Origin of the sequence: Leptospira kirschneri serovar Cynopteri str. 3522 CT, from assembly GCF_000243695.2 — a bacterium.
GTDB lineage: Bacteria > Spirochaetota > Leptospiria > Leptospirales > Leptospiraceae > Leptospira > Leptospira kirschneri.
The window spans coordinates 149,709-174,351 of the sequence record NZ_AHMN02000020.1 but is presented as its reverse complement, the minus strand read 5'-3'; the positions used below and the strand labels follow the sequence as shown (position 1 = coordinate 174,351).

Annotated in this window: 17 protein-coding genes and 1 pseudogene; 8 read left to right on the top strand and 10 right to left on the bottom strand. The window is 37.7% G+C overall.

What is annotated here, in order from left to right:
• Positions 1–468 precede the first annotated feature (468 nt).
• From LEP1GSC049_RS208850 to LEP1GSC049_RS0207400, 5 genes are all read right to left on the bottom strand, one after another.
• Entirely contained in the window at positions 469–885 is a 417-nt protein-coding gene (locus LEP1GSC049_RS208850) for a thiol-disulfide oxidoreductase DCC family protein (RefSeq protein WP_004753746.1), read from the bottom strand.
• Positions 886–949: 64 nt separating this feature from the next.
• Positions 950–3,109, bottom strand: coding sequence for an alpha-glucosidase (locus LEP1GSC049_RS208855; RefSeq protein ID WP_016561151.1), 2,160 nt, complete (start codon positions 3,107–3,109; stop codon positions 950–952).
• Between the two features lie 96 nt (positions 3,110–3,205).
• Positions 3,206–3,700 carry a hypothetical protein gene (locus LEP1GSC049_RS208860; protein WP_004759336.1) on the bottom strand — a complete coding sequence of 165 codons (495 nt, stop codon included), beginning with the start codon at positions 3,698–3,700 and terminating at the stop codon, positions 3,206–3,208.
• Positions 3,701–3,898: 198 nt separating this feature from the next.
• Positions 3,899–4,747 (bottom strand): sulfurtransferase, encoded by an 849-nt coding sequence (locus LEP1GSC049_RS208865; RefSeq protein WP_004755396.1) that lies wholly within the window; start codon positions 4,745–4,747, stop codon positions 3,899–3,901.
• 54 nt (positions 4,748–4,801) lie between these two features.
• Positions 4,802–4,996 (bottom strand): hypothetical protein, encoded by a 195-nt coding sequence (locus LEP1GSC049_RS0207400; RefSeq protein WP_004759431.1) that lies wholly within the window; start codon positions 4,994–4,996, stop codon positions 4,802–4,804.
• On the opposite strand from LEP1GSC049_RS0207400, the gene LEP1GSC049_RS208870 reads away from it, so the two are divergent.
• From LEP1GSC049_RS208870 to LEP1GSC049_RS208885, 4 genes are read left to right on the top strand one after another with little or no spacing between them, the layout of a single operon-like run.
• On the top strand, positions 4,970–5,830 hold the full coding sequence (locus LEP1GSC049_RS208870) for an LIC11113 family protein (protein WP_004753781.1): 861 nt from the start codon (positions 4,970–4,972) through the stop codon (positions 5,828–5,830). The genes LEP1GSC049_RS0207400 and LEP1GSC049_RS208870 overlap by 27 nt on opposite strands.
• A complete protein-coding gene (locus tag LEP1GSC049_RS208875) occupies positions 5,823–7,277 on the top strand; it encodes a S1C family serine protease (protein ID WP_004755050.1) in 1,455 nt (484 codons plus the stop codon). Before LEP1GSC049_RS208870 ends, LEP1GSC049_RS208875 begins: the two co-directional genes overlap by 8 nt.
• Entirely contained in the window at positions 7,274–8,611 is a 1,338-nt protein-coding gene (locus LEP1GSC049_RS208880; protein ID WP_004759449.1) for a PDZ domain-containing protein, read from the top strand. Before LEP1GSC049_RS208875 ends, LEP1GSC049_RS208880 begins: the two co-directional genes overlap by 4 nt.
• A gap of 36 nt (positions 8,612–8,647) precedes the next feature.
• Positions 8,648–9,562, top strand: a complete 915-nt coding sequence (locus LEP1GSC049_RS208885; protein WP_004755029.1) for an ATP-binding response regulator — start codon at positions 8,648–8,650, stop codon at positions 9,560–9,562.
• On the opposite strand, the gene LEP1GSC049_RS208890 is transcribed toward LEP1GSC049_RS208885, so the two are convergent.
• Genes LEP1GSC049_RS208890 through LEP1GSC049_RS208900 form a run of 3 tightly spaced genes read right to left on the bottom strand, consistent with a single transcriptional unit; the run spans position 9,542 to position 13,507 of the window.
• The gene (locus LEP1GSC049_RS208890; protein WP_016750432.1) at positions 9,542–11,257 is read right to left on the bottom strand and encodes a hypothetical protein; all 1,716 of its coding nucleotides are present in this window, start codon (positions 11,255–11,257) and stop codon (positions 9,542–9,544) included. The two genes, LEP1GSC049_RS208885 and LEP1GSC049_RS208890, sit on opposite strands and share 21 nt — an antisense overlap.
• The gene (locus LEP1GSC049_RS208895) at positions 11,254–12,540 is read right to left on the bottom strand and encodes an oligosaccharide flippase family protein (protein ID WP_004753518.1); all 1,287 of its coding nucleotides are present in this window, start codon (positions 12,538–12,540) and stop codon (positions 11,254–11,256) included. The genes LEP1GSC049_RS208890 and LEP1GSC049_RS208895 overlap by 4 nt, the downstream gene beginning before the upstream one ends.
• A 1-nt stretch (position 12,541) precedes the next feature.
• Positions 12,542–13,507, bottom strand: coding sequence for a phosphatase PAP2 family protein (locus LEP1GSC049_RS208900; protein ID WP_004754020.1), 966 nt, complete (start codon positions 13,505–13,507; stop codon positions 12,542–12,544).
• A 235-nt stretch (positions 13,508–13,742) separates the two neighbouring features.
• Between LEP1GSC049_RS208900 and LEP1GSC049_RS208905 the strand changes: the two genes are divergently transcribed.
• The 4 genes from LEP1GSC049_RS208905 (at position 13,743) to LEP1GSC049_RS2000000227660 (ending at position 21,940) form a co-directional block, all read left to right on the top strand.
• Positions 13,743–14,540, top strand: a complete 798-nt coding sequence (locus tag LEP1GSC049_RS208905) for a lysophospholipid acyltransferase family protein (RefSeq protein ID WP_004759393.1) — start codon at positions 13,743–13,745, stop codon at positions 14,538–14,540.
• Positions 14,541–14,576: 36 nt separating this feature from the next.
• Positions 14,577–17,954 (top strand): methylmalonyl-CoA mutase family protein, encoded by a 3,378-nt coding sequence (locus LEP1GSC049_RS208910; protein WP_016561167.1) that lies wholly within the window; start codon positions 14,577–14,579, stop codon positions 17,952–17,954.
• Positions 17,955–19,878: 1,924 nt separating this feature from the next.
• On the top strand, positions 19,879–21,012 hold the full coding sequence (locus LEP1GSC049_RS208915; protein ID WP_004755099.1) for an alpha/beta fold hydrolase: 1,134 nt from the start codon (positions 19,879–19,881) through the stop codon (positions 21,010–21,012).
• A gap of 131 nt (positions 21,013–21,143) precedes the next feature.
• Positions 21,144–21,940, top strand: a protein-coding gene (locus tag LEP1GSC049_RS2000000227660) for an IS5 family transposase (protein ID WP_162833666.1) whose coding sequence is annotated in 2 segments (ribosomal slippage) — positions 21,144–21,489 and positions 21,489–21,940 — 798 coding nt in all. Because the reading frame shifts where the segments join, the coding sequence is not laid out codon by codon here.
• Between the two features lie 71 nt (positions 21,941–22,011).
• Here the strand turns inward: LEP1GSC049_RS2000000227660 and LEP1GSC049_RS208925 are convergent.
• Positions 22,012–22,257 (bottom strand): annotated as a pseudogene (locus LEP1GSC049_RS208925) (transposase); the annotation flags it as partial.
• 239 nt (positions 22,258–22,496) lie between these two features.
• Positions 22,497–24,179, bottom strand: coding sequence for a dihydroxy-acid dehydratase (ilvD, locus tag LEP1GSC049_RS208930; protein WP_004754351.1), 1,683 nt, complete (start codon positions 24,177–24,179; stop codon positions 22,497–22,499).
• Between the last annotated feature and the right edge of the window lie 464 nt (positions 24,180–24,643).

Genomic DNA, 24,643 nt, shown 5'->3' with positions numbered 1-24,643 from the left:
TAAATCTGTAAGAGTTCCTACAGCTTCAAAGTTTTACTGCAAAATCCAAATCTGTGAGAGTTCCCACAGCTTCAAAGTTTTACTGCAAAATCCAAATCTGTGAGAGTTCCCACAGTTTCAAAGTCTTACTGCAAAATCCAAATCTGTGAGAGTTCCCACAGTTTCAAAGTTTTACTGCAAAATCTAAATCTGTAAGAGTTCCTACAGATTAAGTCACATTACGGGTTTAAATATTCATTTTTCATGATTGAAAATTGCATGAGTTCCTACATTTTCAAAATCTAACCGTAAAATATAGACATGTGGTAGTTCCCACATTTTATTTTTTACGGCAATTTCAAGGTTTGTAAGAGTTCCTACATACATTCTTTCAGGTAAAACAAAACTTTAGGAAACAGATTCCTTACGCCCTGCTCACATTAACTAAGAATTAGCAAAACTGCCAAAACGAGTTCCGAAACAATTCCTTCAGTCATCTAAAAATCTATGTTTTAAACTTGGGTCCGGTATCCTACAAGTTTCCAATCTTCCGAACCAACGATAACGATTTCTTGCAATCCAATCATAAATACAATCACGCAAACAACTCGGAACCCATTTAAATAAAGGAAGGAGATTCCAAGGAAAACAAAGATGAACGCTAATCTTTAAAATCGCATTCGATTTTTGATAAAGGATTCCCTCTTCCAGAAATAAAACCGAAGAAGGAGAATCATTCAGGCTTACTTTTTTTCCAAGAATTCGTTCCGCAGCCGTAGACTGTAAACTCGAAAATTTTAAATTCCTCTTTTCATTTCGATCCAGAAAAAACAAAACAACAGAATTACAAAGATTGCATATTCCATCAAAAAATACAATTGGATCTTTAAAAACTTCAGATTGCATTCTATTTTATAGACCGCCTCAGTGCGCCTAACCATTCAAGAATAAATAAGAAAAATTATACGATTTATTTTTTAAATTTATAAAGAGCATTTTTTAATTTAGAATACCAGATTCCGTTTTTTTTCAAAAAAATTGCAGGAGCGCCTAACGGAGCTTCCACTTTCACTTCGTTTTTTCCGGTAAAAATTTGTTCGGTCCAAACGTGTTCCCATTCTCCTTCTGGTAGATAACCAGACACGAAAATTTCCCCTTCCTCCAAAACCGGAAAAACTAAAAGGTCTTCTCCTAAAAGAAATTCTCTTTTAAGTTCATGAGTGTTTCGATCGGTCGAATAATGTAAGTAAAGCGGTCTTACAACAGGAAGCCCCGTCTTAAAAGCTTCCTTTACAAGAGATTTGAGATATTCCTTTAATGCGAAGTGCATCTTTCCATATCTTGCAAATTCTCGGATCGTTTCCACATCCGAATAAGATTGATGATTTCTCTCAGGACGGTTTCCCTCATGAGTCCGAAACACTGAACTAAATACATTCAATTCCGCCCAACGTAAAAACAATTCTTTGGACCTATGATAGTTTCGGATCGGATTGTTGATCGTAGTATATCCACCTATATCACTATGATTGAGTGAAATTCCACTCAAACCACCAGAAAGAAGCGCGGTTACAGCGGACACAATTCCGTCGTGTTCTCCCCAACTTACCATCTGATCCCCTTCCCAAAAAAGGGTAGAATGTTTCATCGAACCGCTATATCCGGACCTCGTAAAAAATAGGATCTTTCCTTCTTTTCCAACATTTCGAATCGCTTCTCTGTTGATCCGAGCCCATTCGACCGGATACACGTTATGATAAACATCTGCGGAAATTCCGGAATACAAACTTGCATCTAAGGGAAGCCATTCTCCAAAATCAGCCATCCATCCGGAAAGTCCAACTCCGATTAAATTTTTTTGAATGATTTTTTGAATCCATTTTACAGTTTCCGGATGAGTAAGGTCCAAAAGAACCGCAGGAAAACCTACGGTTTCAATTACATAATCGTTTCCGTTTTTATCTTTTACTAAATATCCTTTTTGTACAGCTTCTTCATAGAGCGGTCCTTCCATGGCTAAAAAAGGATTCAAATATCCTAATACATGAATTCCTTTTGAATTTAAATCGGAACAAAACTTTTTGAATTCCGGATAAGACTTTTCATCCGCGATCCATCTCCACCACAATTGAGATCCGAAATTAGTTTTTCTTCTTCCAACCCAATCTTGAATCCAAAGCGCTGTAATCGGATTTCCCTCTTTTCTGGCTGCCTCGATTTGTTTTAGGACTTTTTCTTTTCCACCTTGTATTCCCAACCAAGTTCCATAAACCCAATCCGGAAGTTCCGGCGCCCTTCCCGTTTTTTCGGTAAACTTCTGCACAAGTTTGATCGGAGAAGAATCTTTCCAAATGATTCCCTGAAGTCCACTTTCTCTGAATTCGATTGAAATTTCCTCGGGTTTAGAAAAATCAAATTTTGAATAAGATGAATTTTCAAAATAAACAGATCTGTTTTGAGAAGTCAGAAAAAACGGAATCGGAGCGTAAGTAGTATATTCGTTTCCACCTGCATCCGCAAGAAGATTTGCCCCTGCGGTGATCGGTTGATCCCCTCTTCCAACTCCTTGTTCTTCGGTAAATAAAAAAGGTGTTTTACCTTTTAAATTGAAATGGCTGAACTGTTCTCCAAGCCCGAAAATATTTTCGGTTTCGGACGAAACCATTCTAAAGTATGAACGATTTAAAGAAACGTCTTCGATTTTTATCTTAAATTGAATTGATGTTTCGTCTAACGTTATAAAAACGATTTCATACTTGGTTCTACAACCTTTTCCTTCTAAGGTTCCTGAAATTCTAAAATCGTTCAAGGAAGAAATCATAGTTTCAATACTCTGAAAATTGCATCGAAATATGATTTTATCTTTAATATGAAAAGAAGCAAATTTATATTTCACTTCCTGCTCTCCCTTTGCCGCGGATAAAAAAGGTTTTGTCAGAGAAAGTTCTAAAAAAGTGCCCGCAACGGAACGTATTTCCAGAACGTTTTCCTTTCGGATCACTTGAAAGTTTTTACCGAAGGAAAATTGTTTTTCAGAAGGAAGATATATTTTTGTGTAGTCTGCAAAAGGTCCGGAACAAGATAAAAAACTCGAAAAAACAAACGCCAAAATCACACGTTGCAAAAACATTCAATTTTCCTTATAAACCGATAAGATATTTTTAAATGAATTCCGTTTTTTAGTTTGTTCGAACTAAAATTCCAAAACGATCTGAAAAATCCCGGTTCAAATCGATTCGGTAGATAAAAGTAAGGATGGATTTAACGAATTTCGCATCGAATTTCCTCTCTTTCGAACGCTCTCGTATTTTTCCGTAAAATTCGCGTTTGGCCAGTTCTCATTGGTATCGAAATTATGCATCATCAGAAGCACCTTAGGCTCCGTTTTTCTGACCAGTCCGATTAGATTTTTGTTTGGATGTTTTATAATTTCAAATTCTTTAACAGAAAGTTTTTCTGGATCCACATTTGTAAAATACGTCAACGAAATTACATATCTTCGATCTATAACTATTTCGTAATATGCTGGTAGTCCATGTTCCCCAAAATCGTCCACATAGATCGCAACTTTACAATACTTAATTCCGGTCTCTAATTCGCCTATTTTAGTTTTCCCTTGATACGGATTTTCGGGCCAATTCAGATAGATACAACAAAGTAAAATCGCCTGTATCACATTCAATATGAGCAACCATATATAATTTTTTCTGAAAAAGAACATTTTTAGATCCTCAAAAGATTCAGAAAACTTAAAATGTAGGAATTCGTTCGTTTTTTAACGTCGAAAATTCGCAAACAGACTTTTTAAATCCGCCGACGTAACCGGAGTTTGTTTTTACTTCCGTACAATTTTTGCCGTAAACGGTCTTTTAAAAACAAATTTTACGTTTATAGTATATTCAAAATTTTGAATTAATCCTTATTTACGATCTGCCCCGCCCACCCTGGGTGCTGCACCTCCGGCCCCGGTTTGTCCGTAAACCGAAACCGCCTGTTTAGGAAGACTGGATTTTCTCCATTCGAACCAAGAACCCTGATATGTATGAACGTCCAGATAACCTACTTCACGTAACATCAAAGCCAAAAGAGAGGATCTTGCTCCGTTATAATCGTAAATGATAGTGGTTCTTTCGGGCATAAACGGAAAGGATCTGAGTTTTTTATTAAACTGAGTTTTTTCGATTAAATTCCCTTGGCCGTCGTATAAAATTCTCCAATCCCAAAGAAACGCACCGGGCAAACGACCGCATAACGAGCCTGGTTCGGGAGCCGTAAGTCTAGGAAGTTTTCCTTCGTATTCTTCTTGAGTTCTTGTATCAAAAATCTGAAGTCGCGTTAAATTTTTTTCTAAAAATGCTTTGTCTACGATCCCTTCTAGTTTTCTAGGTTTATCTCCCGGACCTAGTTCCATTTCTCTGGAACCTTTTTCTTGAGCGACCCCGGAAACCGGCCAACGATTTCCATATAAAAACGCGTCTTGAAAACCGGCCGCTCTCAAAAGATAAACCATTCTAGATGCGAACATCCCCATCCCTTCGTCAAAAGCGATGACTCTAGTCGCTCCTTCTTTCTCTATGAGTTTTAGAATTTCCTCTAAAGGCCCGGTCATCTTCTTCTGGGATTCAGGATCCGAAGCAAAAGCTTTTTTAATAAAAGGAAAACTATAAGCTCCTTTCAAAGTGGCTTCCTGATACCCAGAAGCCGAGCGGCAATCGATCAAAAAATCCTTATCATTCAATTCAGTTTTTATAAAGTTCCAGCTGGACAAACAAACCACCCTATCGCTTAGAAACGATTCTCTATTTGAATTTAACCATTATTTTCAGCCCGAAAATTCCGATGTACTTTTTTTTAAAAAACATCTTAAATTTGGGACATAAGTTTTTATAAAAATGAAAGACCCAATTCTATCAAAGAAGTAATTCGGAATCCATTTTCTTTGTTCGATAGGATTCAACATCCAGGGGGAAGAAATCCGATATTCTAAACAATGATAAAAGAATTCAGGAAAAACCATTCTTTCTCTCGAATTTTTCCGAAGAAAGATTTCTGGAAAATACGAACGTGGGTTTTCTTCCTTTTATTTTTTATTTCGGGTAATGCCCAATCACAATCAGAGGAGTTTCCGGAAATTCTTAAATCTTTTATTCAAGAATTTCAAAAACATCCCTCCGAATCCACAGTTCAATCTTTTAGAACCAAATACCCTTCCTTTAAAACCGTAAACTGTAGTTTTGAAGAATCGGAACGTTTTGAAAAAGTAGTCTACCTTTCCTACAAATGTAAGGAAAAACAATGGGCCGGTTTTATATATTTAGGCGGAGGTTCTGAATTTTGGAAAGATCCTTCCGCAAAAATTTCTTTCGGAGAAATTTTAAAAATTGGTAAGAAGGTTTATCTAGAAGTGAAACCTTTCGATGAAGAAAGATTTGAAAAAAAAACGTTCGTGAATAATCGACTTCCGTCAAAAACTCATTCACATCCAAAAGAATATAAGGACAATCACGGACTTCAGTATTTCCTAAGTATCGCAAAACATCCTGCAAAAAGAAATCTAAACAGCGGAAAAGAAATCTTTTTTGATTCTACTTGTCCTTTAATTTTTTTAAAAAAAGATTCTGATTTTTATTGGGAGAAAGCCATCTATTATTCTTTTCAAGCAAGTTGTATCCCTTCTTCTCCCTATTCTTATATCCGAATCCGTTCTGACTTTTTGGGAAAAATCAGACTGGATGATAAAGACACGGATCAGATCCAAGAAGGCGCTAAATATATAGGCAAATTAAAAATTCAATCCATAGAAGCAGATAAAATCCTCTGGCATCAGGAAGCGGAAATTTACAATGAGTAAAAAATTATTTTTGAATATTCTAATTTTATTATCTTTCTTTCGGCTTTCCGCCCAAAACGGCAATTCCGCCGATCTAAAGGTTCTACTGGACGGTGTGGTCATCATCCGAAGTGATACTTTTTCGGAAAAAGAAGATCAAGATAACTATTCCGAAAAATCGATTTTACGGGACGTCGGCACCGGTATGATCATTTCCGGAAACAAGATTCTTACAAACGCGCACGTTGTTTCCAATTCTAGTTATCTCAAAGTAAAACATTTTAATTCTACTAAATTTTATAAGGCGGAAGTTCAATACTTAGGATTCGACTGTGACCTTGCGATTCTCAAAGTGGAAGAGGATGAATTTTTTAGCAATGTAGAACCTCTAGAAATTTCGGAAGTTTCTCCTGCCCTCGGAAGCAACCTTTTGATTCTAGGTTATCCCGGAGGAGACGAGAACATTACATTAGAAAATGGGAATGTTTCTAGAGTGGAAAGAGTTCGTTATTCTTTTAGCGGTTTGGATTATAGAAAAGCAATCCGCGTCAATGCAAACATCATTCCGGGTTATTCCGGCGGACCGGCCATTCAAAACGGTAAAGTAGTTGGAATTACGTTTCAAGTCAGTCAGTCTCAAGGAAACGTAGCCTACTTGATTCCTCCCGAAATCGTCAATCATTTCTTAAAAGACATTGAAGACGGAACCTATCACGGTTTTCCATTTCCTGGTTTTAGTTTTCAGAACGGTCATTCTGCTTCTTTAAAATCCTATCTTAAAATTCCGGAAGGCCTAAACGGTATTTTGATCAATACGATCTATCCGGATTCGTCTTTTTCGGATCTTTTACAACCGGAGGATTTCGTTTATAAAATTGATAATTCTTATCTAAACGGAGACGGCGGAATTATGGACGAAATAGGAGGTTTTATAGGAGATCTGATCGAAGAAAAATTTATCGGCGATCATATTAAACTTTTCTTTTATAGAAACGGAAAAAACTACAAAGTCGAAGGAACTCTCAAACGTGTTCCTACGTTAGATATTTATAGACAACAAAATAAAAGTTCCAGTTTTTTATCGGGCGGTTTTTTGTTTCAGCCGGTCAATCGGGCGCTCGCGGGCGGGGATTCCAAACGTTTGGAAAGTTCTCTTCGGTATCACTACAGTTATTATATTCAAGATGAGTTATATCGTTTTACGGACAGGGATATTTTACTTTCGGGAATCTATCCAGATCCGCTTAACTCCAAATATGCGAGTTATCGTTATAAAATTCTGGAATCGATCAACGATCGCACTCCTTCCGACTTGGAGGATTTTAAATCCTTATGGAAAAAATTTTACGGTGGTACGATCAGTTTGAAGTTCAGAGGTGTAAACCTTCCTATCATTTTAGATCAAGATACGATCGATAAAATCAATATTCGTATTAAAAAACGCTTCGACGTGGAGGCGGACGAATGAGATTTTATTTTTTCAAAATTTTCGCTCTAATCCTATGTAGTTTGACAATTTCGGTTCCTTTAAAAGCGGAAACGATTTTGGTTCACTTTAGAAAATTCTCTCATCAAAATCCTTGGCAAAAAGGTTCACACTACGAAAGAAAAGTTCCGGCAGTTATAGCCGATCAGGATTTTTTACTCGCACTACTTATCCCCGGAGAATTTCCTCTTTTTTCAGAAACCAATCCGGAAACAAAACCGGGCACCCGTCTGTATCTGTTCAAACACGATCCCCAAACGGGTCTGGCTCTTTTTTCTCACAAAGGTAAATTTTCCGCTAAAAGAAAATCCCATTTTGGAGACTCGAATCATTCCACTTGTTCCAAGTTTTTTCCGAAACAAGAATGGGGAAGCCCAGATCTTTCCAATTCGATTTTAAAAATGAGCAAAAGACCCGGCCCAGAAGGAAACACTAGAAATTTTTTATATTCAAAAAATATAATTTGTGGCTATACGGACGGACGCTGGAACATTCCCGCGGAATATCTTTATTTATTTTTTCGTTCTTCTTCCAATAATCCTATCGTTCATCCAGGATTTTCTTTTGACGACTCTCTTACAATTCCCGAAAAGAAATTCTACTTTCCGGATTCTTCTTACGGTGTAGTGGTTTCAGAAGTTTTTCCGGGAGTCGGACCGGCACACAGTCTATTTCCGGGTGACGCGATCTATGCCATCAACGGTGAAATTTTTACCCATTCTCCGAACAGGCAGGAAGTATTTTCTAAAATTCTTATAAACCATCATCGTCTGGCACTCCCGGGAACCAATGTAACCCTCTCCGTATTCAGAGCCGGTAAAAGAAAAGAAATTACATACTCTTTAAAAAGTTACACAGAGGATTCTTTTTTTATTCCTTCTGATTCGGGAGCCTTACCTCCTCCGTATTTAATCAGTGGCGGACTTTTTTTCACGGAACTGACAGGCGCTTACCTAAAAGAATCCGGGGATCGATATAGGGAGAATTCGGATAAAAAACTTCTTTATCTTTACGAATCTTTTAACAAAAAAGTTCATCCTGAAAAAAATCGCCTCGTATTTATCAGTAGAGTGTTTCCGGATTCAGCAAACCAAGGATTTCACGATTTCCAAGATCAAATTTTAGAATCCGTAAACGATCAAACTGTTCGATCTCTTTCCGATCTCAAAGAAATTCTAAACGGAAATCAAAAAGAATCGATCGTGTTTCGATTTTCCGGAAATCGTATCGCCGTTTTTTCCAAAGAACAACTTCAAAGTTTGAACCAGAAAATTCTTTTAAATTATAACTTAGATAAATTAGACAATTTACATTGATAATATCTTGACGGATCTATTCCGGAAATGTAATGTTTGACTCCTATGCGAATTCTTTTTTTAGACGATGAAGAAATGATCCGAGATTTGTTTCGAGAAATTTTCGGAATTATACACGATCTCACTTTAATCGGAAGCGCCGAAGAAGCTTTAGAAGTCTGCAAAGACAAAAGTTTCGATCTGATTATAACCGACGTGCGTCTTCCTAAAATGAGCGGAATCGATTTTATTTCCAGACTGAGAGATAAAGAAATCAACACTCCTTTTATAGTAATTACCGGAAATCAAGATATAGAAATTTCCATCCGGGCGCTTCGGTTAGGTGCGGTGGATTTTTTTATCAAACCTTTTAGAATGGACGCGATCCGTCATTCTCTTCAGAAATTCGAGAATCTATTCATTTTCAGTCAAGAACTCATCAGTAAAAATCACTTTCAATTGACTCATTCCAAACAAAATTTTGCGATCAAACCCAGTCTCAAAAATTTGAATCAGTATGTAAATCTGGTCATGCGTTCCATTTCTTTAATTCCTGGAATTCATACAGACGATATACTTTCCATCAAACTCGCATTATACGAGTTACTCGGAAACGCAATCGAACATGGTTTTGCCGGGATTAGTTACGAACACAAGGCAAGTCTTCTTTCTTCCGATGTGGATTATGTTGATCACGTGGATCAGATCTGTTCTAATATAAACGAATGTGTTTTACTTGAAATCGGTTTTGAAGATCAAAAAGTTTACGTTTCTCTTAAGGACCGAGGAGCTGGTTTCGATCCTTCTAAAGTTCCAGACCCGGTCACAGATCCTAACGCAAGTTATCTTTCCGGTAGAGGAATTTTTTTAGCAAGAATGAACGTAGACGAACTCGTTTACAACGATATTGGCAACGAGGTAAGCTTTAGTAAAACTTTAAAAAGGGCCAATTCAAAAGTGAATGCCGGCTGAAAGATAGATTCTGGAATATTCTCGTTTCGGTTCTTCCACTTTCCATTCCTCGAAAAACAATTTTTTCTCTTTCTGCGGATTTACGTAAGCATAAGACAAGCTCATTAGAATATAAGAATGTTCTGATTGATACCCGCCGGTCAAAACCCCTTCCCATCCTCGTCCAATTGAAGAAGTAGTAGTTACGATCATTCCCTGAGTGGTCCATTTATGATCCCAATTTTTTTTTACTCCTAATTCTAACAGTTTGATTCCTTTGTTTTCAAAATTGGGTCTTGTTACTACTCCGTCTTCTTGAAATACGTTTCCTTCTTGTATTAAGAGACTTTCCATCAATAAAAAGGAAGTTTTTCCTCCATATCCTCTTAGATCGGTTCTTATCCCGGAATAACCGTTTGACTTTCGATCGATCTTTAGCTCCTCGTCTTTGGACGTATAAAACCCTCCCAAAAAATACTCCGCTTCCGGTCTTTCCCATGTTATCTTAGATCCGATCAAACTTCCGTTTGTAGTCTGAGTGGTATTGTTACTTTGAAACGGATCGAGCCCGTATTCCCTAGACCCGACCACTTTGATCGCGTCCAAATCAATTCTAAAACCCCAAAATTTAGAAGAAGACAATTCAAATCCATAATATTGATAAGCTCCATAGGGTCGATATGGTTCTTCTTTTCTGTATAGATCCCCCCTGACCGCGTCCTGTCTGGATTCTTTATACAAATAGTAGAATATTCTAAAATTTTGAACCAAAGGTTTTTCCAGTATTTGAATACTTCCGCCAGAAATCCGTTGAGGGGATTCGTTTCTATCCCGTTCTGTATATAAGACGGTATTCTGCATCTGCGCTCCTATAGCGGAAGCGCTTACGCCGTATTTTTTCAAATGTATTTGGAACTCTCCGTAATTTAAAAAACCTACGAACATAAATCCGTTTCTATCTAATCTTTGATACCCTCTTCCCATTTCGATCCCAATCCGTAAATTCTGTGATTCCATCCCCGAGATCCACAAAAATTCCCCGTCCGCACCTTTAGTTATCGTCTTACTTCCGTTTATGTTTTCTTCATACTGTAGATACGGAGATATGAGTATTTTATTATATACTCGTTCACCTTTGTATTTCCATCCTACTTCAGGGCTAAAAATTCCTCTGGAAAAACTTCTGTCCGGTTTTTCTTCCTCAACCCCTCCTTTTTGTCTCAAACCCCTATAAATCAAGGTTCCGTTTCCATAAAATCCGGTGGTCTGTTCTTTGTAGTCTTCTACACCCTTTTTTTCTTTGAATCCGTCTTTAACGGCCTCATTTGGATTTGTTTCCTCTTGTGCTTTTATTGAATTTTCATCTTTTTCCGGTTCGATTTCATCGTATCTTCCTTTTCCAGTCAGATCCCTTTTTCCGTCCTTGAGCAGCAATAGGTCGTCCAACCTATATCCGGAATAGGATTCAGCTCCAATCGATTTAGAAATTGAGAATATACAAATTATGAAATATACAAAAAATTTTAACTTTATACCTTCCGGCTCTCGTAATGTAAATTCTTTGGATTTCTTTTTACGGATCTGAACGTAAGTCGATAAATTTTTTAGACGTTTTTTTTTTGTTTTTAGATCGATTAGAAATTTATCTACCAAAAACCTAGTTCGTGTAACAAAATCTTCCGCTCTTTTTTTTTGCGTATATAGGCTCAATTTCATCTTCTAAAAAACGCAAGAAAATACCCGGTCAATATCAACCAAGAAACAATCTGTCCTAAAAAATAAGAAGAAGCCGCTCCGGTCGGACCGTATTCCGGTATTAGTAGATTTGCCAATACTACCCCGCATACAAGTCTTAATAACGCCAAAAGAGCGAGCATCCTCGGTTGACCTAACGCGAATAAGGCGATTCCTAACGGAGAAAACACCAACTGCAGCATATAATTTGGATATAAAATCTGAAACACTCCGATCGAATCCGCGTATTTTCCTCGGAATAATAAATTCAATATCCATTCCGCCAAAAAAAATCCGGGCGACAATAATACAGCCATTCCAACGGACAACATTACAGACTTCCATAAAAACTTTGGAAATTCATCCGAATCCACTAACCTAGATAGTTTTGGATAGATGAGTGAATTGATCACAGAAAATAAGATCACAAATCCGCTGAACAGCTGTAAGGCGGTTCCGTATACAGCGGCGGATTCCTGGGAATAATACCATTTCAAAAAAAATATTTCCATCCTATCCGATATCATTGCAAAGATGGACGCCAAAAACGCATATCCGTTAAACGAAGTCAGAGTATAAGTCATCTCTCTAATTCCGTTTTTTTCTCCGCTCCAATTGAGTTGTTTTCTTGGAAATACAATAAAGAACAGTATCAATACGAACATGGGCGAAATCGTAAAAATAGCCAGTATATCCAAATGTCCTAGAGCCCGTTCCGTAAAACGATCGGCGCTATACAACACCACAAGTCGGATTAAATTAGGTAGAGGATTCCAAAAAGATAAAGAGATATAATTTCCAAAACAGATAAAGATACTTTCAAAAAAGGAATTAAAGGAAAGTATAAAACTTCCTAACACCAAAAGAGACACTACAATCGTACTTTCCTTTAACAGTACGGAGGCGATCAAACTGATTAAGGTCAATGCGACTAACGCACCCAACTTGATCAATAAGGAAGAAGACAATAAGTCTCCTATCTTTTGTTTGTCCGTTGTTACTGGTGCTAGAAATTTTACGAGCGCTGTAGGGAGTCCGAATTCTGCAATTGCGAGTAATACTGGTATAAATCCGGCGTAGTATTGAAAAAGTCCGTTCTCACTTTTTGTGAGTATGTTTACGGAATATACCATAAACACTAGATTGAGCAATGAAGAGATTGCTTTGGATACGCTTACAAATAGGGAAGATTTAAACATTCCAGAATGACGGAATTGAAACCATAGATCCGAAACTTTTTGTATCTTCCCAGAAAAATTGTACATTTTATCTTTTGAATCTACCTTTCCTCTTCACCATGATATTTACAGAGAAAAAAGCGATATAACTACTAACGATCCCGTACCTGAGGTATCTTGCAACCGGATTTTCCGGTAAGTATTTTTGGATCAATATTCCTGGTAATACATACAACAAAAGTATTCCTAAAATCAATACTATCGCTCTTTGAATTCCTTCTTGAATTGAGTCTGCCTTTCCCCATTCTAAAGAGTTCATTTTGGAAAAAAGTATCCCGATTAAAAATCCTCCCAACGCTCCACTTGCGGATATTACGTTTTCATACGATTTTATTTTTTCATACGAGTTTATGTTCGTATGAAGTAATACGGAAGGTAAAGTCATCACCACAACGATTAAAGCCATCGTTTTTGTTTTGGAAAAAGTTTGTCCCTCCAAAGGAGTAGAAGATTCCAACTCTGGAAAAACTCGAAAGATAACTTCTATCAGAACGAGTCCCAAAAGTCCGAAAATAAATCCTCCTAAAACGTCTCCCGCAAAATGTACTCCCGCATACATTCTAGCAAAAGGCATAAATACTATGACTAAAACCGAAATCAAACGAGCCGTTTTACTTTTTAAGTGAAGTAAAAGTAATCCCCAAATCACTACCGTAGTTTGTACGTGTCCCGACGGAAATCCGTAGGAAAGTTCAGTCAGTTTTCCGGGACCGTTCCAAGGAAGGGTGGGTCTTGGGCTTTCAAACAAAATCTTCAAGAAAGCGTTTAAGATCGCCGTGGTGAGTAAGCCTATCCCAAGTCGGATTCCAAGTTTACGATCGATATAAATATAAACGATGGAAAGAAGAGCCATAAAAAAAAATGTCTCTCCTAGATAATGAAATACCAACGCAAACACACTCCAAATCGGATCAAATACGCTACCTCGCAGAGATCGCAAAAAGGTTTCTCCAAACCAAAAAGAATCTTGAAACCAATTTATGTTTTTACTCATTTTTACTTTCTCCTAATTTTTAAAATGGATAGAGGATAAACAAACAGTTAAACCTTAGTTTTTTTGTAGAATACAAGATCTACAATTTACTCCGATCTTTCTACATTTGCAGCCGTTGGACGTGTATTAGTTTTATAACATTCTAAAAATCCAACTTGATGGATTCGATTCCTTTCCGTAGAATGATTTCTAAATCCTATATTGATTGAACACACGTTCGAAAAGCAGACCTTGCATGGAAACCCAATCTGATCCACTTGACAGCCTATTCCTAATTCCCAGAGAACCGGTAAAACAATTTCTTAAAACACTTCTTCACCTAGTTTATTCGGTGGAAGTTTCCGGAATCGAAAACATTCCCGAAACCGGAGGAGCGGTTCTGATTTCCAATCACACGGACAATCTAGATGTGATCATACAAGGAACGTCCGTTTTAAGAAAAGTGATTTATCTCGGAAAATACGAATTGTTTCATCCTCAAGAAACCGTTTTAGAAATTTTAAACAGTCCATCCTCTCCTTTGAATTCCTTTCCTCTGAGTCTGATCAGACAATCCCTGGTGTCCGCTCTAAATACGTTAGGAGATCTTCAAGGAAAACAACTCATGCACTGGGGAGGACATCCCATATTAAGGGCGCATAACGTAAAAGATGCAAAGTCGGCTGCAGCCTATTACGAAGAATTGGAAGATTATATGGTGGAGCTGATCCAAAAAGGAGAACTCATTTCGGTGTACCCCCAAGGAACACGAACCGAAACCGTTCTTACTGGTTCTTTCAAAGCGCTTTCTGCCAAACTGGCGATCCGGGCCGGAGTTCCAATCATTCCAAGCGGAATCAAAGGAGCCTGGAGAATGTTAAAACCGGAGGCATTTATTTCCGGGAAAGCATTCGGAGCCAAAATTACGTATAACATTGGTAAACCGATTTATCCACACGAGTTTCCAAAAGAACCTCTTAAAAAGGCCGCAAAAATTGTCACGGAAGAATTGGAAAATCGGGTTAGGAGACTAATAGAAGTCCCGGAAAACTAAAATTGTTTTTTTGAATATTAGAATAGTAGAATTTATATGGAAACTCAAATTTACACTCCTAAACACAAGGTTCGTTTTATTACGGCGGCCTCTCTTTTTGACGGTCACGACGCTTCCATCAACATCATGAGAAGAATTTTACAGTCTTCCGGGGTGGAAGTAATTCATTTAGGTCATAACCGTTCGGTCAGAGAAATTGTAGAATGTGCCATCCAAGAAGACGCACAAGGAATAGCGATCACTAGTTACCAAGGTGGTCACGTAGAATATTTCAAATACATGATAGACTTACTCAAAGAAAAAGGTGCGAGTCATATCAAAGTATTTGGAGGTGGCGGAGGAACTATTCTACCTTCCGAAATCAAGGAACTGGAATCTTACGGAGTTACACGAATTTATTCTCCCGACGACGGTAGAGAGTTAGGACTTCAAGGAATGATCAACGACCTCATACGTAGATCGGATTTTATTCCACCGATTACGTTTAATGGCACCTTACATTCTTCTTTAAAGGATAAAAATCCTTTAGCAATCGCTCAAATGATCACTCTCGTGGAAAATACGTTCGAAAGAGAAGACCTCGAAAAATCGGCGTTAAACGAAAAATTAAATTTTCCTTCCGGAACCAAACCGGTTCCAGTTTTAGGAATTACCGGAACCGGTGGCGCGGGTAAATCCTCTCTGACTGACGAACTAGTGCGTAGATTTTTAATCGATTTTCCCGATAAAACGATCGCAATCCTTTCTGTTGATCCTTCTAAAAGAAAAACGGGTGGTGCTCTTTTAGGAGATAGAATTCGGATGAATTCTATCTCACACGACAGGGTTTATATGCGTTCTTTTGCGACCAGAGAAGCAAACATTGCGCTTAACAAAAATGTTAAGCGAAGTATTGAAGTTTTAAAAAGTGCGGGTTTTGATCTAATCATCGTAGAAACCGCCGGAATTGGTCAGAGCGATTCCGAAATCACAGAGGTTTCGGACGTAGCCTTATATGTGATGACTCCTGAATACGGCGCGGCGACTCAATTAGAAAAAATTGATATGATAGACTACGCAGATCTGATCGCAATCAATAAGTTCGACAAACGGGGAGCATTAGACGCTCTCAGAGACGTCAAAAAACAATTTCAAAGATCCAGACAACTTTTTAATCAAAACGTAGATTTGATGCCCGTATTCGGAACCATCGCGTCTCAGTTTAACGATCCAGGTACCAACCTTCTTTATGGGAACACAATCCGATTTTTATCCAACAAACTAAATCTTGACTGGAACTCTTCTTATGGAAAAGAAGAAGCAACGAGCGAAAAGATATTTATCATTCCCCCAGATCGAGTTCGTTACCTTGCTGAAATTAGAGAAGAATGCAGTCGTTACGACCAGTTTACAAAAAACGAATCGGACAAGGCTAGAAAACTATTTCAACTTTCCGGGGCGATAGAAGTTTTAGAGTCTTCAGGACAAGACGTAAACATTCTAAAATTAGAATATTCTAAAATTGAAAATTCACTTTCCCCGGAAACAAAAACGATACTTTCCGGCTGGGAAGAAAAACTGAAAAACTATCAAGGGGAAAACTTTACTTATAAGGTCCGGGACAAAGAAATTAAAGTCTCCAATACCACAGTTTCACTTAGTAATCTAAAAATTCCGAAAGTTGCGGTTCCTAAGTTCAAAGACTGGGGAGAAATCGTTCGTTGGTCTTTTCAGGAAAACTTTCCAGGAGAATTTCCTTTTACATCCGGAGTTTTTCCTTTTAAAAGAACCGGAGAAGATCCGACTCGTATGTTCGCGGGAGAAGGTGGTCCAGAAAGAACCAACGCACGTTTTCACTACGTAAGTTTAGGAATGCCCGCGCAACGTTTGTCCACTGCATTCGACTCGGTCACGTTATACGGAGAAGATCCGGGGGAAAGACCGGACATATACGGTAAAATAGGAAACTCCGGAGTCAGCATTGCGACACTAGACGACGCCAAAAAACTTTATTCTGGTTTTGATTTATGTAATCCCACCACTTCCGTTTCTATGACGATCAACGGTCCAGCACCAATGGTGCTTGCGTTTTTTATGAATACTGCAATTGATCAAGCCTGCGAAAAACACATTTTAGCTATAGGAATCGAAAAAGAAGTTCGTCAAAAAATCGAATCCATCTACAAAGAAAAAAATCTTCCGATTCCTAAATATAACTCACAGATTCCAGAAGGAAACGACGGCCTCGGACTTATACTTTTAGGAGTTACAGGAGACGAGGTTTTAGAAAAAGAAGTTTATGAAAAAATAAAACAGGAAACTTTAAAGTTGGTCCGAGGAACTGTTCAAGCGGACATTCTCAAAGAAGACCAAGCACAAAACACATGTATCTTTTCAACTGAATTTGCACTCAAAATGATGGGAGACATTCAGGAATTTTTTATCAAAAATCAGGTTCGTAACTTTTATTCCGTTTCTATTTCAGGCTATCATATAGCGGAAGCGGGAGCCAATCCGATTACTCAAGTGGCTTTCACTTTGGCAAACGGTCTGACCTACGTAGAATATTTTTTAAGTAGAAGAATGAAGATAGACGACTTTGCTCCCAATCTTTCTTTCTTCTTTTCGAACGGAATCGATCCTGAATACGCCGTCATCGGCAGAGTTGCCAGAAGAATCTGGGCAAAGGCAATGAAGTATAAATACGGAGCTAACGACCGTTCGGCGATGCTCAAATATCATATACAAACTTCGGGTAGATCCTTACACGCTCAAGAAATCGCTTTCAACGATATTAGAACCACTCTTCAGGCTCTTTATGCAATCTATGATAATTGCAATTCTTTGCATACGAATGCATATGACGAAGCGATCACTACTCCTACGGAAGAATCCGTTCGTCGTGCGATGGCGATCCAGCTTATTATCAATCGGGAATTAGGACTTGCTAAAAACGAAAATCCTGGTCAGGGCTCTTTTATCATCGAGGAACTAACTGACCTTGTGGAACAGGCAATCTTAGAAGAATTCCATAGAATTTCTGAAAGAGGTGGAGTTTTAGGCGCCATGGAGATGATGTATCAGAGAAATAAAATACAAGAAGAATCATTATATTATGAATCTCTAAAACACAACGGAGAATTTCCGGTGATCGGCGTAAATACTTTCTTAAGCAAAGAAGGTTCTCCTACGATCGTTCCCCAAGAAGTGATCCGTTCTACGGACATGGAAAAACAATCTCAGATCGGTTCTTTGAAAGAATTTCACAAACGGAATGAAAAGGATCTGGAAGATCGTTTGAAAAGACTAAAATCTGTCAGTCTTTTTAACGGAAATATTTTTCAAGAACTGATGGAAACTTCTAAAAAAGTTTCTTTAGGTCAAATGACTCACGCGCTTTATGAGGTAGGTGGACAGTATCGTAGAAGTATGTAAGAAAACTTTTAGTTTTATTCATCGATGGCTCTTTATAAAACTCGGTGATTTTTTAGATCTTGGTTGGAAAGATAAGTAATACAATGTATTACTTCTATTCGAAATCCTCTCCGCTTCGGTTTCTCGGACGTTATAAGTAGAGTTGGATTCTACATCTGCTTCCGTTGTATTGAAACGGTTGATTAAAGCAGTTTTGTTGATCTCCACTCAACAACTCTAATATATAAAAACAGTTGATCACTTTCGATTAACAAAGGATATAAATATTAGAATTGTTGAAAAATTCCATAGTGAAGATTCGTAAAATTGCTTCAATTGTCCATTCAATCCAATACAAACAGATCAAGAATTAATTTTTCAACAACTCTATTATAAAAATATGAATGATAAGATTCAATATTTAAAGGAAGTACAAGAAAAAAACATATGGAAGTTTTTTTGAACAATTATTGATATGAGCCAAGTCCGCCTAATTACCTATTATACACTTTGAAGTTTACTCCCACTAGCTACGTTAAGTCAGAACGTAGTACAACAAATGCAATTCAAAAAAAATGAGCAATTTCTTTAAGTATCCGTTTCAAATACATTTTAGATGAGATTACTGATCTCTATAAAATTGAGTACCGTTAATTTTATCACAAAACACTGATTCCATGCAAAATATTAGGTACTTTATTATATAGTTATAAGTAGTAGAAAAATCAGTAACCCATTTACATTTAACGTAAATTAACGCGAAAGGGATCGATGAATGAACTAAAGCACAACGCTTTCCTCAAACTCAATGCATCGCTCCCTGAATGCCGATCCTTAGAGAGGCATTCGCTGAGCTTCCTGGGTCGCTCAAAGTAACTCAGCATCTCACTCTCCATCATAACCAACCCCACAAATTGAATAGGATTTTAGAATCAGAAGGCTCAAAAACGCACATTTTTCAAGTGTTCCGACAAGACTGAGTCTTTTAACTTGCAAAAAGTATGTTTTTCTGATAGAGAAAAATCTTCCGAATTTCTCCACCTCCGCCCCCACCCAAAAATAAGGGTGGGAACTCAGTTTTACAGAGGATTTGTCGTAATTCCGACAGATCTATATCTAAATACTTGTGGGGTTGGTTATGACTCCCCATGGGTCCCGCTCAAAGTAACTCAGCGTCTCACTTCTTAAACTCAGTAAAACGCTCTCCTAAACTCAATGCATCGCTCCCTAAGGGTCGTTCTGCAGGTCGCGTTGGAAACTCAAGTTATTGGTATTTTATAAAAATTGAATCTGATTCTGGAATTTCACAATAACTTGACCAGAGCTAAAGAGCCCGGTCCGGCTGCCTGTGGCAAGCCGGATTCGCCCAGATTGTCCTATGTCGAACTCGCGTTATTGATGTTAGAACAAATTTTGATTTTTTATTATAACTTTAAAAAAACAGAATATGTAAAATCAATAATCCAATTTTTCATTTTTATCATCCATCCGATAATAACTTTAATATTCTTCCAAACCAATTTGTTAACAAAGTGGAAGATTTTTGGGATAAGTCCCTAAAACTTTTTAAAGGTAATACTCTAAAAATTAAAATTTTCTATATATACATTATAAATTTTTAATATGTATTCCGAATTAGAATATTTTTGGCTCTAAAAAATCTTTTTTTACTTTTTAAAAAACCTAACAACCGTTATTTTAACTTAGAAAAATCACATTTTTTACTTATGATAATTAATCGCAAAACAGCGATTTCACGCAGAAATTTGATTTTAAGGTAGTTATTTTTTTTGAAATAAAATATTTCTAGGATTAAATTTACCTTCTAGTTATTTTTTTATTGACAATTTCAATGTTATAGACTCGTATTTGTCTTCCTAGTTTCAAATATGTTTTATAAATAGAGTATAGTTTTCTTCTATCAAATTAGATCTGGAGAAAATTTATGAACAGAGAATGGAACCAATCTTCGGTTCGTTTTATGATTCGAAGAATCGGGATAACATTTGGTATTGCGATTGTTTTATTCGTTACACAGTCGATCAGTGCTGCCTATGAAAGAACGGTTTTGACCTATGACGTTATAGGCCGTAACTTTTATAACAGCATTCAGACCACGAATTATCGACTAAACGTGATTAAATATAGTAAATCAGGGATTATTATAGACCCCAATCTCAAAAACGTATTATGTGTCCACGGATTCGGAGATAACAGTACAATCTACGAACCACTCGCTAAAGAACTGATCAACAAGGGAAAGGCGCGTAACGTTTATATTCTGGATTTACCAGGACATGGAAACAGTACAGTAACTCAAGGTAGCGCATCTCTTCCAAAATACGCAAGCGACTTGACTCTGATACACTACTCTGACGCTCTTCGTGCTCTGTTATCCCAAATGACGGTGACCGAAGGTAAAAAAATCCATACGATCGTTGGTCATAGTTTAGGTGGAATCGTGATTCAAATTGCACAAAGCCAACTCGTCTCTAGAGGTTGGGGAGGAAATCTTTTATCTAGCTTTGGAATCGAAAATACAATTCTTATCGCAAGTGATATTCCTTCTCCTTTACCTTGGTATCCTGGAGATACGGATATGAGCGATCCTAATTCCGCAAAAAGTCTAGTATGGAATTTTAAAGTTCAAAAAGTTGTATATTTTAATATTCATCCCCCTGAAGTAGTTTATGGTAATTTCATAGACAGTCCGGACGACTTTTTTATTGGTACTAAATATTCAGTCAACGGTGTGCCTGTTTCAGGAGCCCCTACTTCAAGTGAAATTCCTTTGATGAATAATTTGGAACCTTATCCCGCAGGAGCAAATGTAGTCGGCTTGGATCCTTCCGGAGAAACCACTGAGCCTAGACCTCGTTTGAGTATTGCACAAAATATTTGGAACGGGTTCAATCTGAAAGTAGTATGGTTGGATAAGGATCCTTTTTTCAGCCAATCGGAACAACAAGGATTAGCACAATATCTAAAAGCTGGTTTAGATGTGATTACAATCTCCGATCCGGAAGCGGTGCATGGAACTCCTTATTCTAAACCTAGTTTATTAGTTCCTTTGTTTTAAAATTGAATCTGATCGAACTGTTTTCTTTAAAGCCGCGTCTTATTTAGACGCGGCTTTTTGTAATCAATTTCCATCTTAGAGCCGGTCTCAAAACTGGTTGTACTTTTGAATCGTAATTATTTACTTGTGAAATGGACAAATATTATTCAGAGATACCGGATGGACTTTGGAAACAAATAGCCCCATTGATCCCGAAAGAAAAGGTAAATCCGAAAGGAGGTCGCAATCGAGTACCAACACGATTAGTAATGGCCGGTATCATCTATCGAATGAAAACAGGCTGTCAGTGGCGTGCCATTCCGAATGAGTTTGGATCTGGCCAAACTTGTCACAGAAGATTTCAAGAATGGGAACGAGCAGGAGTATTCAAAAAGATTTATAAATCTATTTTAAAATATTATGATGTAAAGAATCAGATAGCATGGGACTGGGCTTCGATGGATTCGGCAATGGTTAAAGCTCCCAAAGGGGGAGCTTAACTGGGAAAAACCCTACAGACCGTGCCAAATTGGGGGTTAAACGGCATATTCTTACAGATGGAAATGGAATTCCTTTGGCCATAACATTGAGTGGAGCCAATGTTCATGATAAACACGCTGTAAAAGATACGTTGAATTCAATCCTGATTTTTTCCGGTAGAAGAAAAAAGAAACCAAAACATCTTTGTTTAGATAAAGGATATGATTTCAAAGATATAGAAGTTTTAATCAAAAGAAGAAACATTCAATCTCATATTCGGAAAAAAGGTGAGAAGCCTCTCATTGGTAAATATAAAGGAAAACCTAGACGATGGGTCGTTGAAAGAACTAACAGTTGGCACAATCGATTCAGGGCTATCCTAATTCGTTGGGAAAGAAAATCTGAAAATTATCTTGCATCTCTTTATCTCGCAAGCTCTATCATTGCTTTTAACTTTTTTGATAGGTAGTTTTGAGACCGGCTCTTACTCAGAACTATATTATAGAATACTCAATCTACTAGGTTTAACGTGAATTCGGGCTAAGGAGCGAGTAAAAGTTGTAGATTGTCATTGGATCTCAAATTCAAAGAAGTTTTTTTTGGAAAAAAGGAAAATGCAACTAAACCGCTTAATAGATTAACGGCCCAATTGAAAAAACTTCGATGTCGAGTATGTTGAATCTGGCAGATATTTTTAAGTTCATCATTTACCGATTCAATGATAGCTCTTTTTCTTAAAAGAATTTTATCAACTAAGGGCATTAATTTATTCTTCATATTCTTTTTAAGTTTTGTAATAATACGTAAAAAAGTTTGGGTATTGCCGAACTGAACTTTTAGTCCCAGTTAATAAATTGTATAAAAGTTTATAACACTTGAACCTATCATATTCAAGTGTGGGAACTCCTATTTTTAGAAAATTCTTTCTCTGCCGAACTCGCGTCAACTTATAGGACTCATCAGCAAACAATACCACCTAATATAAATTAGGTTATATTATTATTCTCAACGAATCCGACTGAAATTCAAAGTAGATTCGTAATCGCTCCGTTAGTCGCCGATTGAACCAGTTTTACGTATTTAGCAAGAACACCTGTTTTATATCTAGGTTCTATCGGTTTCCAGTTTTTCAGTCGTTTATCGATTTCTTCCTGAGAAATTTCTACTTGGAGTAAATTTTTACTAGAATCGATAGTGACTCTATCTCCATTTTGAACGATTGCAATCGGTCCTCCGTCAAATGCTTCGGGAGATATATGCCCTACTACAAGACCATGTGTACCTCCACTAAATCTTCCGTCCGTCATCAATCCAACGTCTTCTCCCAATCCTTTACCGACAAGTGCGGAAGTTACAGCGAGCATTTCCCTCATTCCTGGACCACCCTTTGGACCTTCGTAACGAATGATGATGACGTCTCCTGGTTTGATTTTATCAGTCATAATCGCGTTAAAACAATCGTCTTCAGACTCGAAAACTTTTGCGGGACCAGTGATGGAAATTTTTTTCAAACCGGAAATTTTTGCGACCGCTCCGTCTGGAGCTAAGTTTCCTTTTAGAATTACAAGTGGACCCGAAGGATGTAGAGCCTCCGATTTTTTACGAACGATGGTTTGATTAGGAACCAAGTCGGACATGTCCTTTAGATTTTCTGCAATCGTTTTTCCGGTGACCGTTAAACAATCTCCGTGAAGCATTCCTTCTTTTAAAAGATACTTCATCACACCGTGAACTCCACCAACCTTGTCAAGATCAGTCATGGCGTATTTTCCACCCGGCTTTAAATCAGCTAAATGAGGTGTTTTTTTACTGATTCGATCAAAATCGTCCAGAGTTAGATCTACTCCAATTTCTTTGGCAATCGCAATCAAATGAAGAACCGCATTGGTTGAACCACCTAACACGAGTACTACGGTTATCGCATTCTCAAATGCTTTTTTGGTCAGAATCTGTTTTGGAGTGATTCCTTTTTGTATGAGATTGACAAGGGCTCTTCCCGCCTCGTAACAATCCTCCGACTTTCTAGAACTTACCGCAGGCATAGAAGCGGATCCGGGTAGACTCATTCCAAGCGCTTCGATTGCGGAAGACATCGTGTTTGCCGTGTACATCCCTCCACAACTTCCGGCCCCTGGACAGGCGTTTTGTTCGATTCGAATAAATTCTTCTCTAGAAATTTTTCCAGCGTTGAATTTACCTACGGCCTCGAAGATAGAGACGATGTCTACATCCTGTCCTCCACAATGTCCCGGAAGAATCGTTCCTCCATAAACGAAAATAGAAGGTGCGTCAATTCTACAAAGGGCCATAAGACACCCTGGCATATTTTTATCACAACCTCCGATCGCAATCACTCCGTCATGCCTCATTGCGTTAGATACGATTTCAATTGAATCTGCGATTACTTCTCTGGAAGGAAGAGAATAGTGCATTCCTTCGTGACCCATTGTAATTCCATCAGAAACTGTGATTGTTCCGTAAATTTGAGGAACTCCCCCCGCTTCCCGAACTCCTTCTTTAACTTTTTCTGCGAGTTTATTGATATGAATATTGCAAGGTGTGATTTCACTCCAAGTAGACGCGATTCCTATCATCGGTTTGTGAAAGTCTTCGTCTGTAAAACCGACCGCGCGAAGCATCGCTCTATTAGGAGCGCGGTTGTCTCCGTCCGTAGTCATAGAACTTCTTTTTTTTAGATTATCGCCCATGTTTAAGCCTCTATTTTAGCCGTTCCGAATCGTTCTTGTTGGAACAGATTTAAAAGTACAGTTTTGTGTACGATCTTTCCAGTCAAATTGTATTGTAAGAGTTCCAGCAAATTTCCAATTCGAGGTCGTAACTTCGGCCACAGCAATTTCCCCCAAATTCAAAATAGAATCGTAATACAAAGTTCAAATTTATAAAAGTTCCCACAGATTTTCTAAATCAAACTAACTACAGCCGCTGGAGCTCTCACAGATTTTGTCTCTTGCGGAGATTTTACTATTTGAACGATAGTATTGTGGACTTGTTTTAAAAGTTGGAATCTGGACTTTATAGATCGATTCTTTAAATGTGGGAACTACCACAATTTAAAAAGTAAAAGTTTATAACAATTGAGCCTGTCGGTATTCAAGTGTAGGAACTATTACAAAACTTAGGTTTGTCTGTAAAATGATGTGGGGAACTACTG

What these genes read in the sequence shown, in the direction of transcription:
- LEP1GSC049_RS208860 (WP_004759336.1), bottom strand. Translation starts at nt 3,700, where the DNA reads ATGTTCTTTTTCAGAAAAAATTATATATGGTTGCTCATATTGAATGTG.
- LEP1GSC049_RS208850 (WP_004753746.1), bottom strand. Translation starts at nt 885, where the DNA reads ATGCAATCTGAAGTTTTTAAAGATCCAATTGTATTTTTTGATGGAATA.
- LEP1GSC049_RS0207400 (WP_004759431.1), bottom strand. Translation starts at nt 4,996, where the DNA reads ATGGTTTTTCCTGAATTCTTTTATCATTGTTTAGAATATCGGATTTCT.
- LEP1GSC049_RS208875 (WP_004755050.1), top strand. Translation starts at nt 5,823, where the DNA reads ATGAGTAAAAAATTATTTTTGAATATTCTAATTTTATTATCTTTCTTT.
- LEP1GSC049_RS208900 (WP_004754020.1), bottom strand. Translation starts at nt 13,507, where the DNA reads ATGAGTAAAAACATAAATTGGTTTCAAGATTCTTTTTGGTTTGGAGAA.
- LEP1GSC049_RS208870 (WP_004753781.1), top strand. Translation starts at nt 4,970, where the DNA reads ATGATAAAAGAATTCAGGAAAAACCATTCTTTCTCTCGAATTTTTCCG.
- LEP1GSC049_RS208895 (WP_004753518.1), bottom strand. Translation starts at nt 12,540, where the DNA reads ATGTACAATTTTTCTGGGAAGATACAAAAAGTTTCGGATCTATGGTTT.
- LEP1GSC049_RS208890 (WP_016750432.1), bottom strand. Translation starts at nt 11,257, where the DNA reads ATGAAATTGAGCCTATATACGCAAAAAAAAAGAGCGGAAGATTTTGTT.
- LEP1GSC049_RS208880 (WP_004759449.1), top strand. Translation starts at nt 7,274, where the DNA reads ATGAGATTTTATTTTTTCAAAATTTTCGCTCTAATCCTATGTAGTTTG.
- LEP1GSC049_RS208910 (WP_016561167.1), top strand. Translation starts at nt 14,577, where the DNA reads ATGGAAACTCAAATTTACACTCCTAAACACAAGGTTCGTTTTATTACG.
- ilvD (WP_004754351.1), bottom strand. Translation starts at nt 24,179, where the DNA reads ATGGGCGATAATCTAAAAAAAAGAAGTTCTATGACTACGGACGGAGAC.
- LEP1GSC049_RS208855 (WP_016561151.1), bottom strand. Translation starts at nt 3,109, where the DNA reads ATGTTTTTGCAACGTGTGATTTTGGCGTTTGTTTTTTCGAGTTTTTTA.
- LEP1GSC049_RS208905 (WP_004759393.1), top strand. Translation starts at nt 13,743, where the DNA reads ATGGAAACCCAATCTGATCCACTTGACAGCCTATTCCTAATTCCCAGA.
- LEP1GSC049_RS208915 (WP_004755099.1), top strand. Translation starts at nt 19,879, where the DNA reads ATGAACAGAGAATGGAACCAATCTTCGGTTCGTTTTATGATTCGAAGA.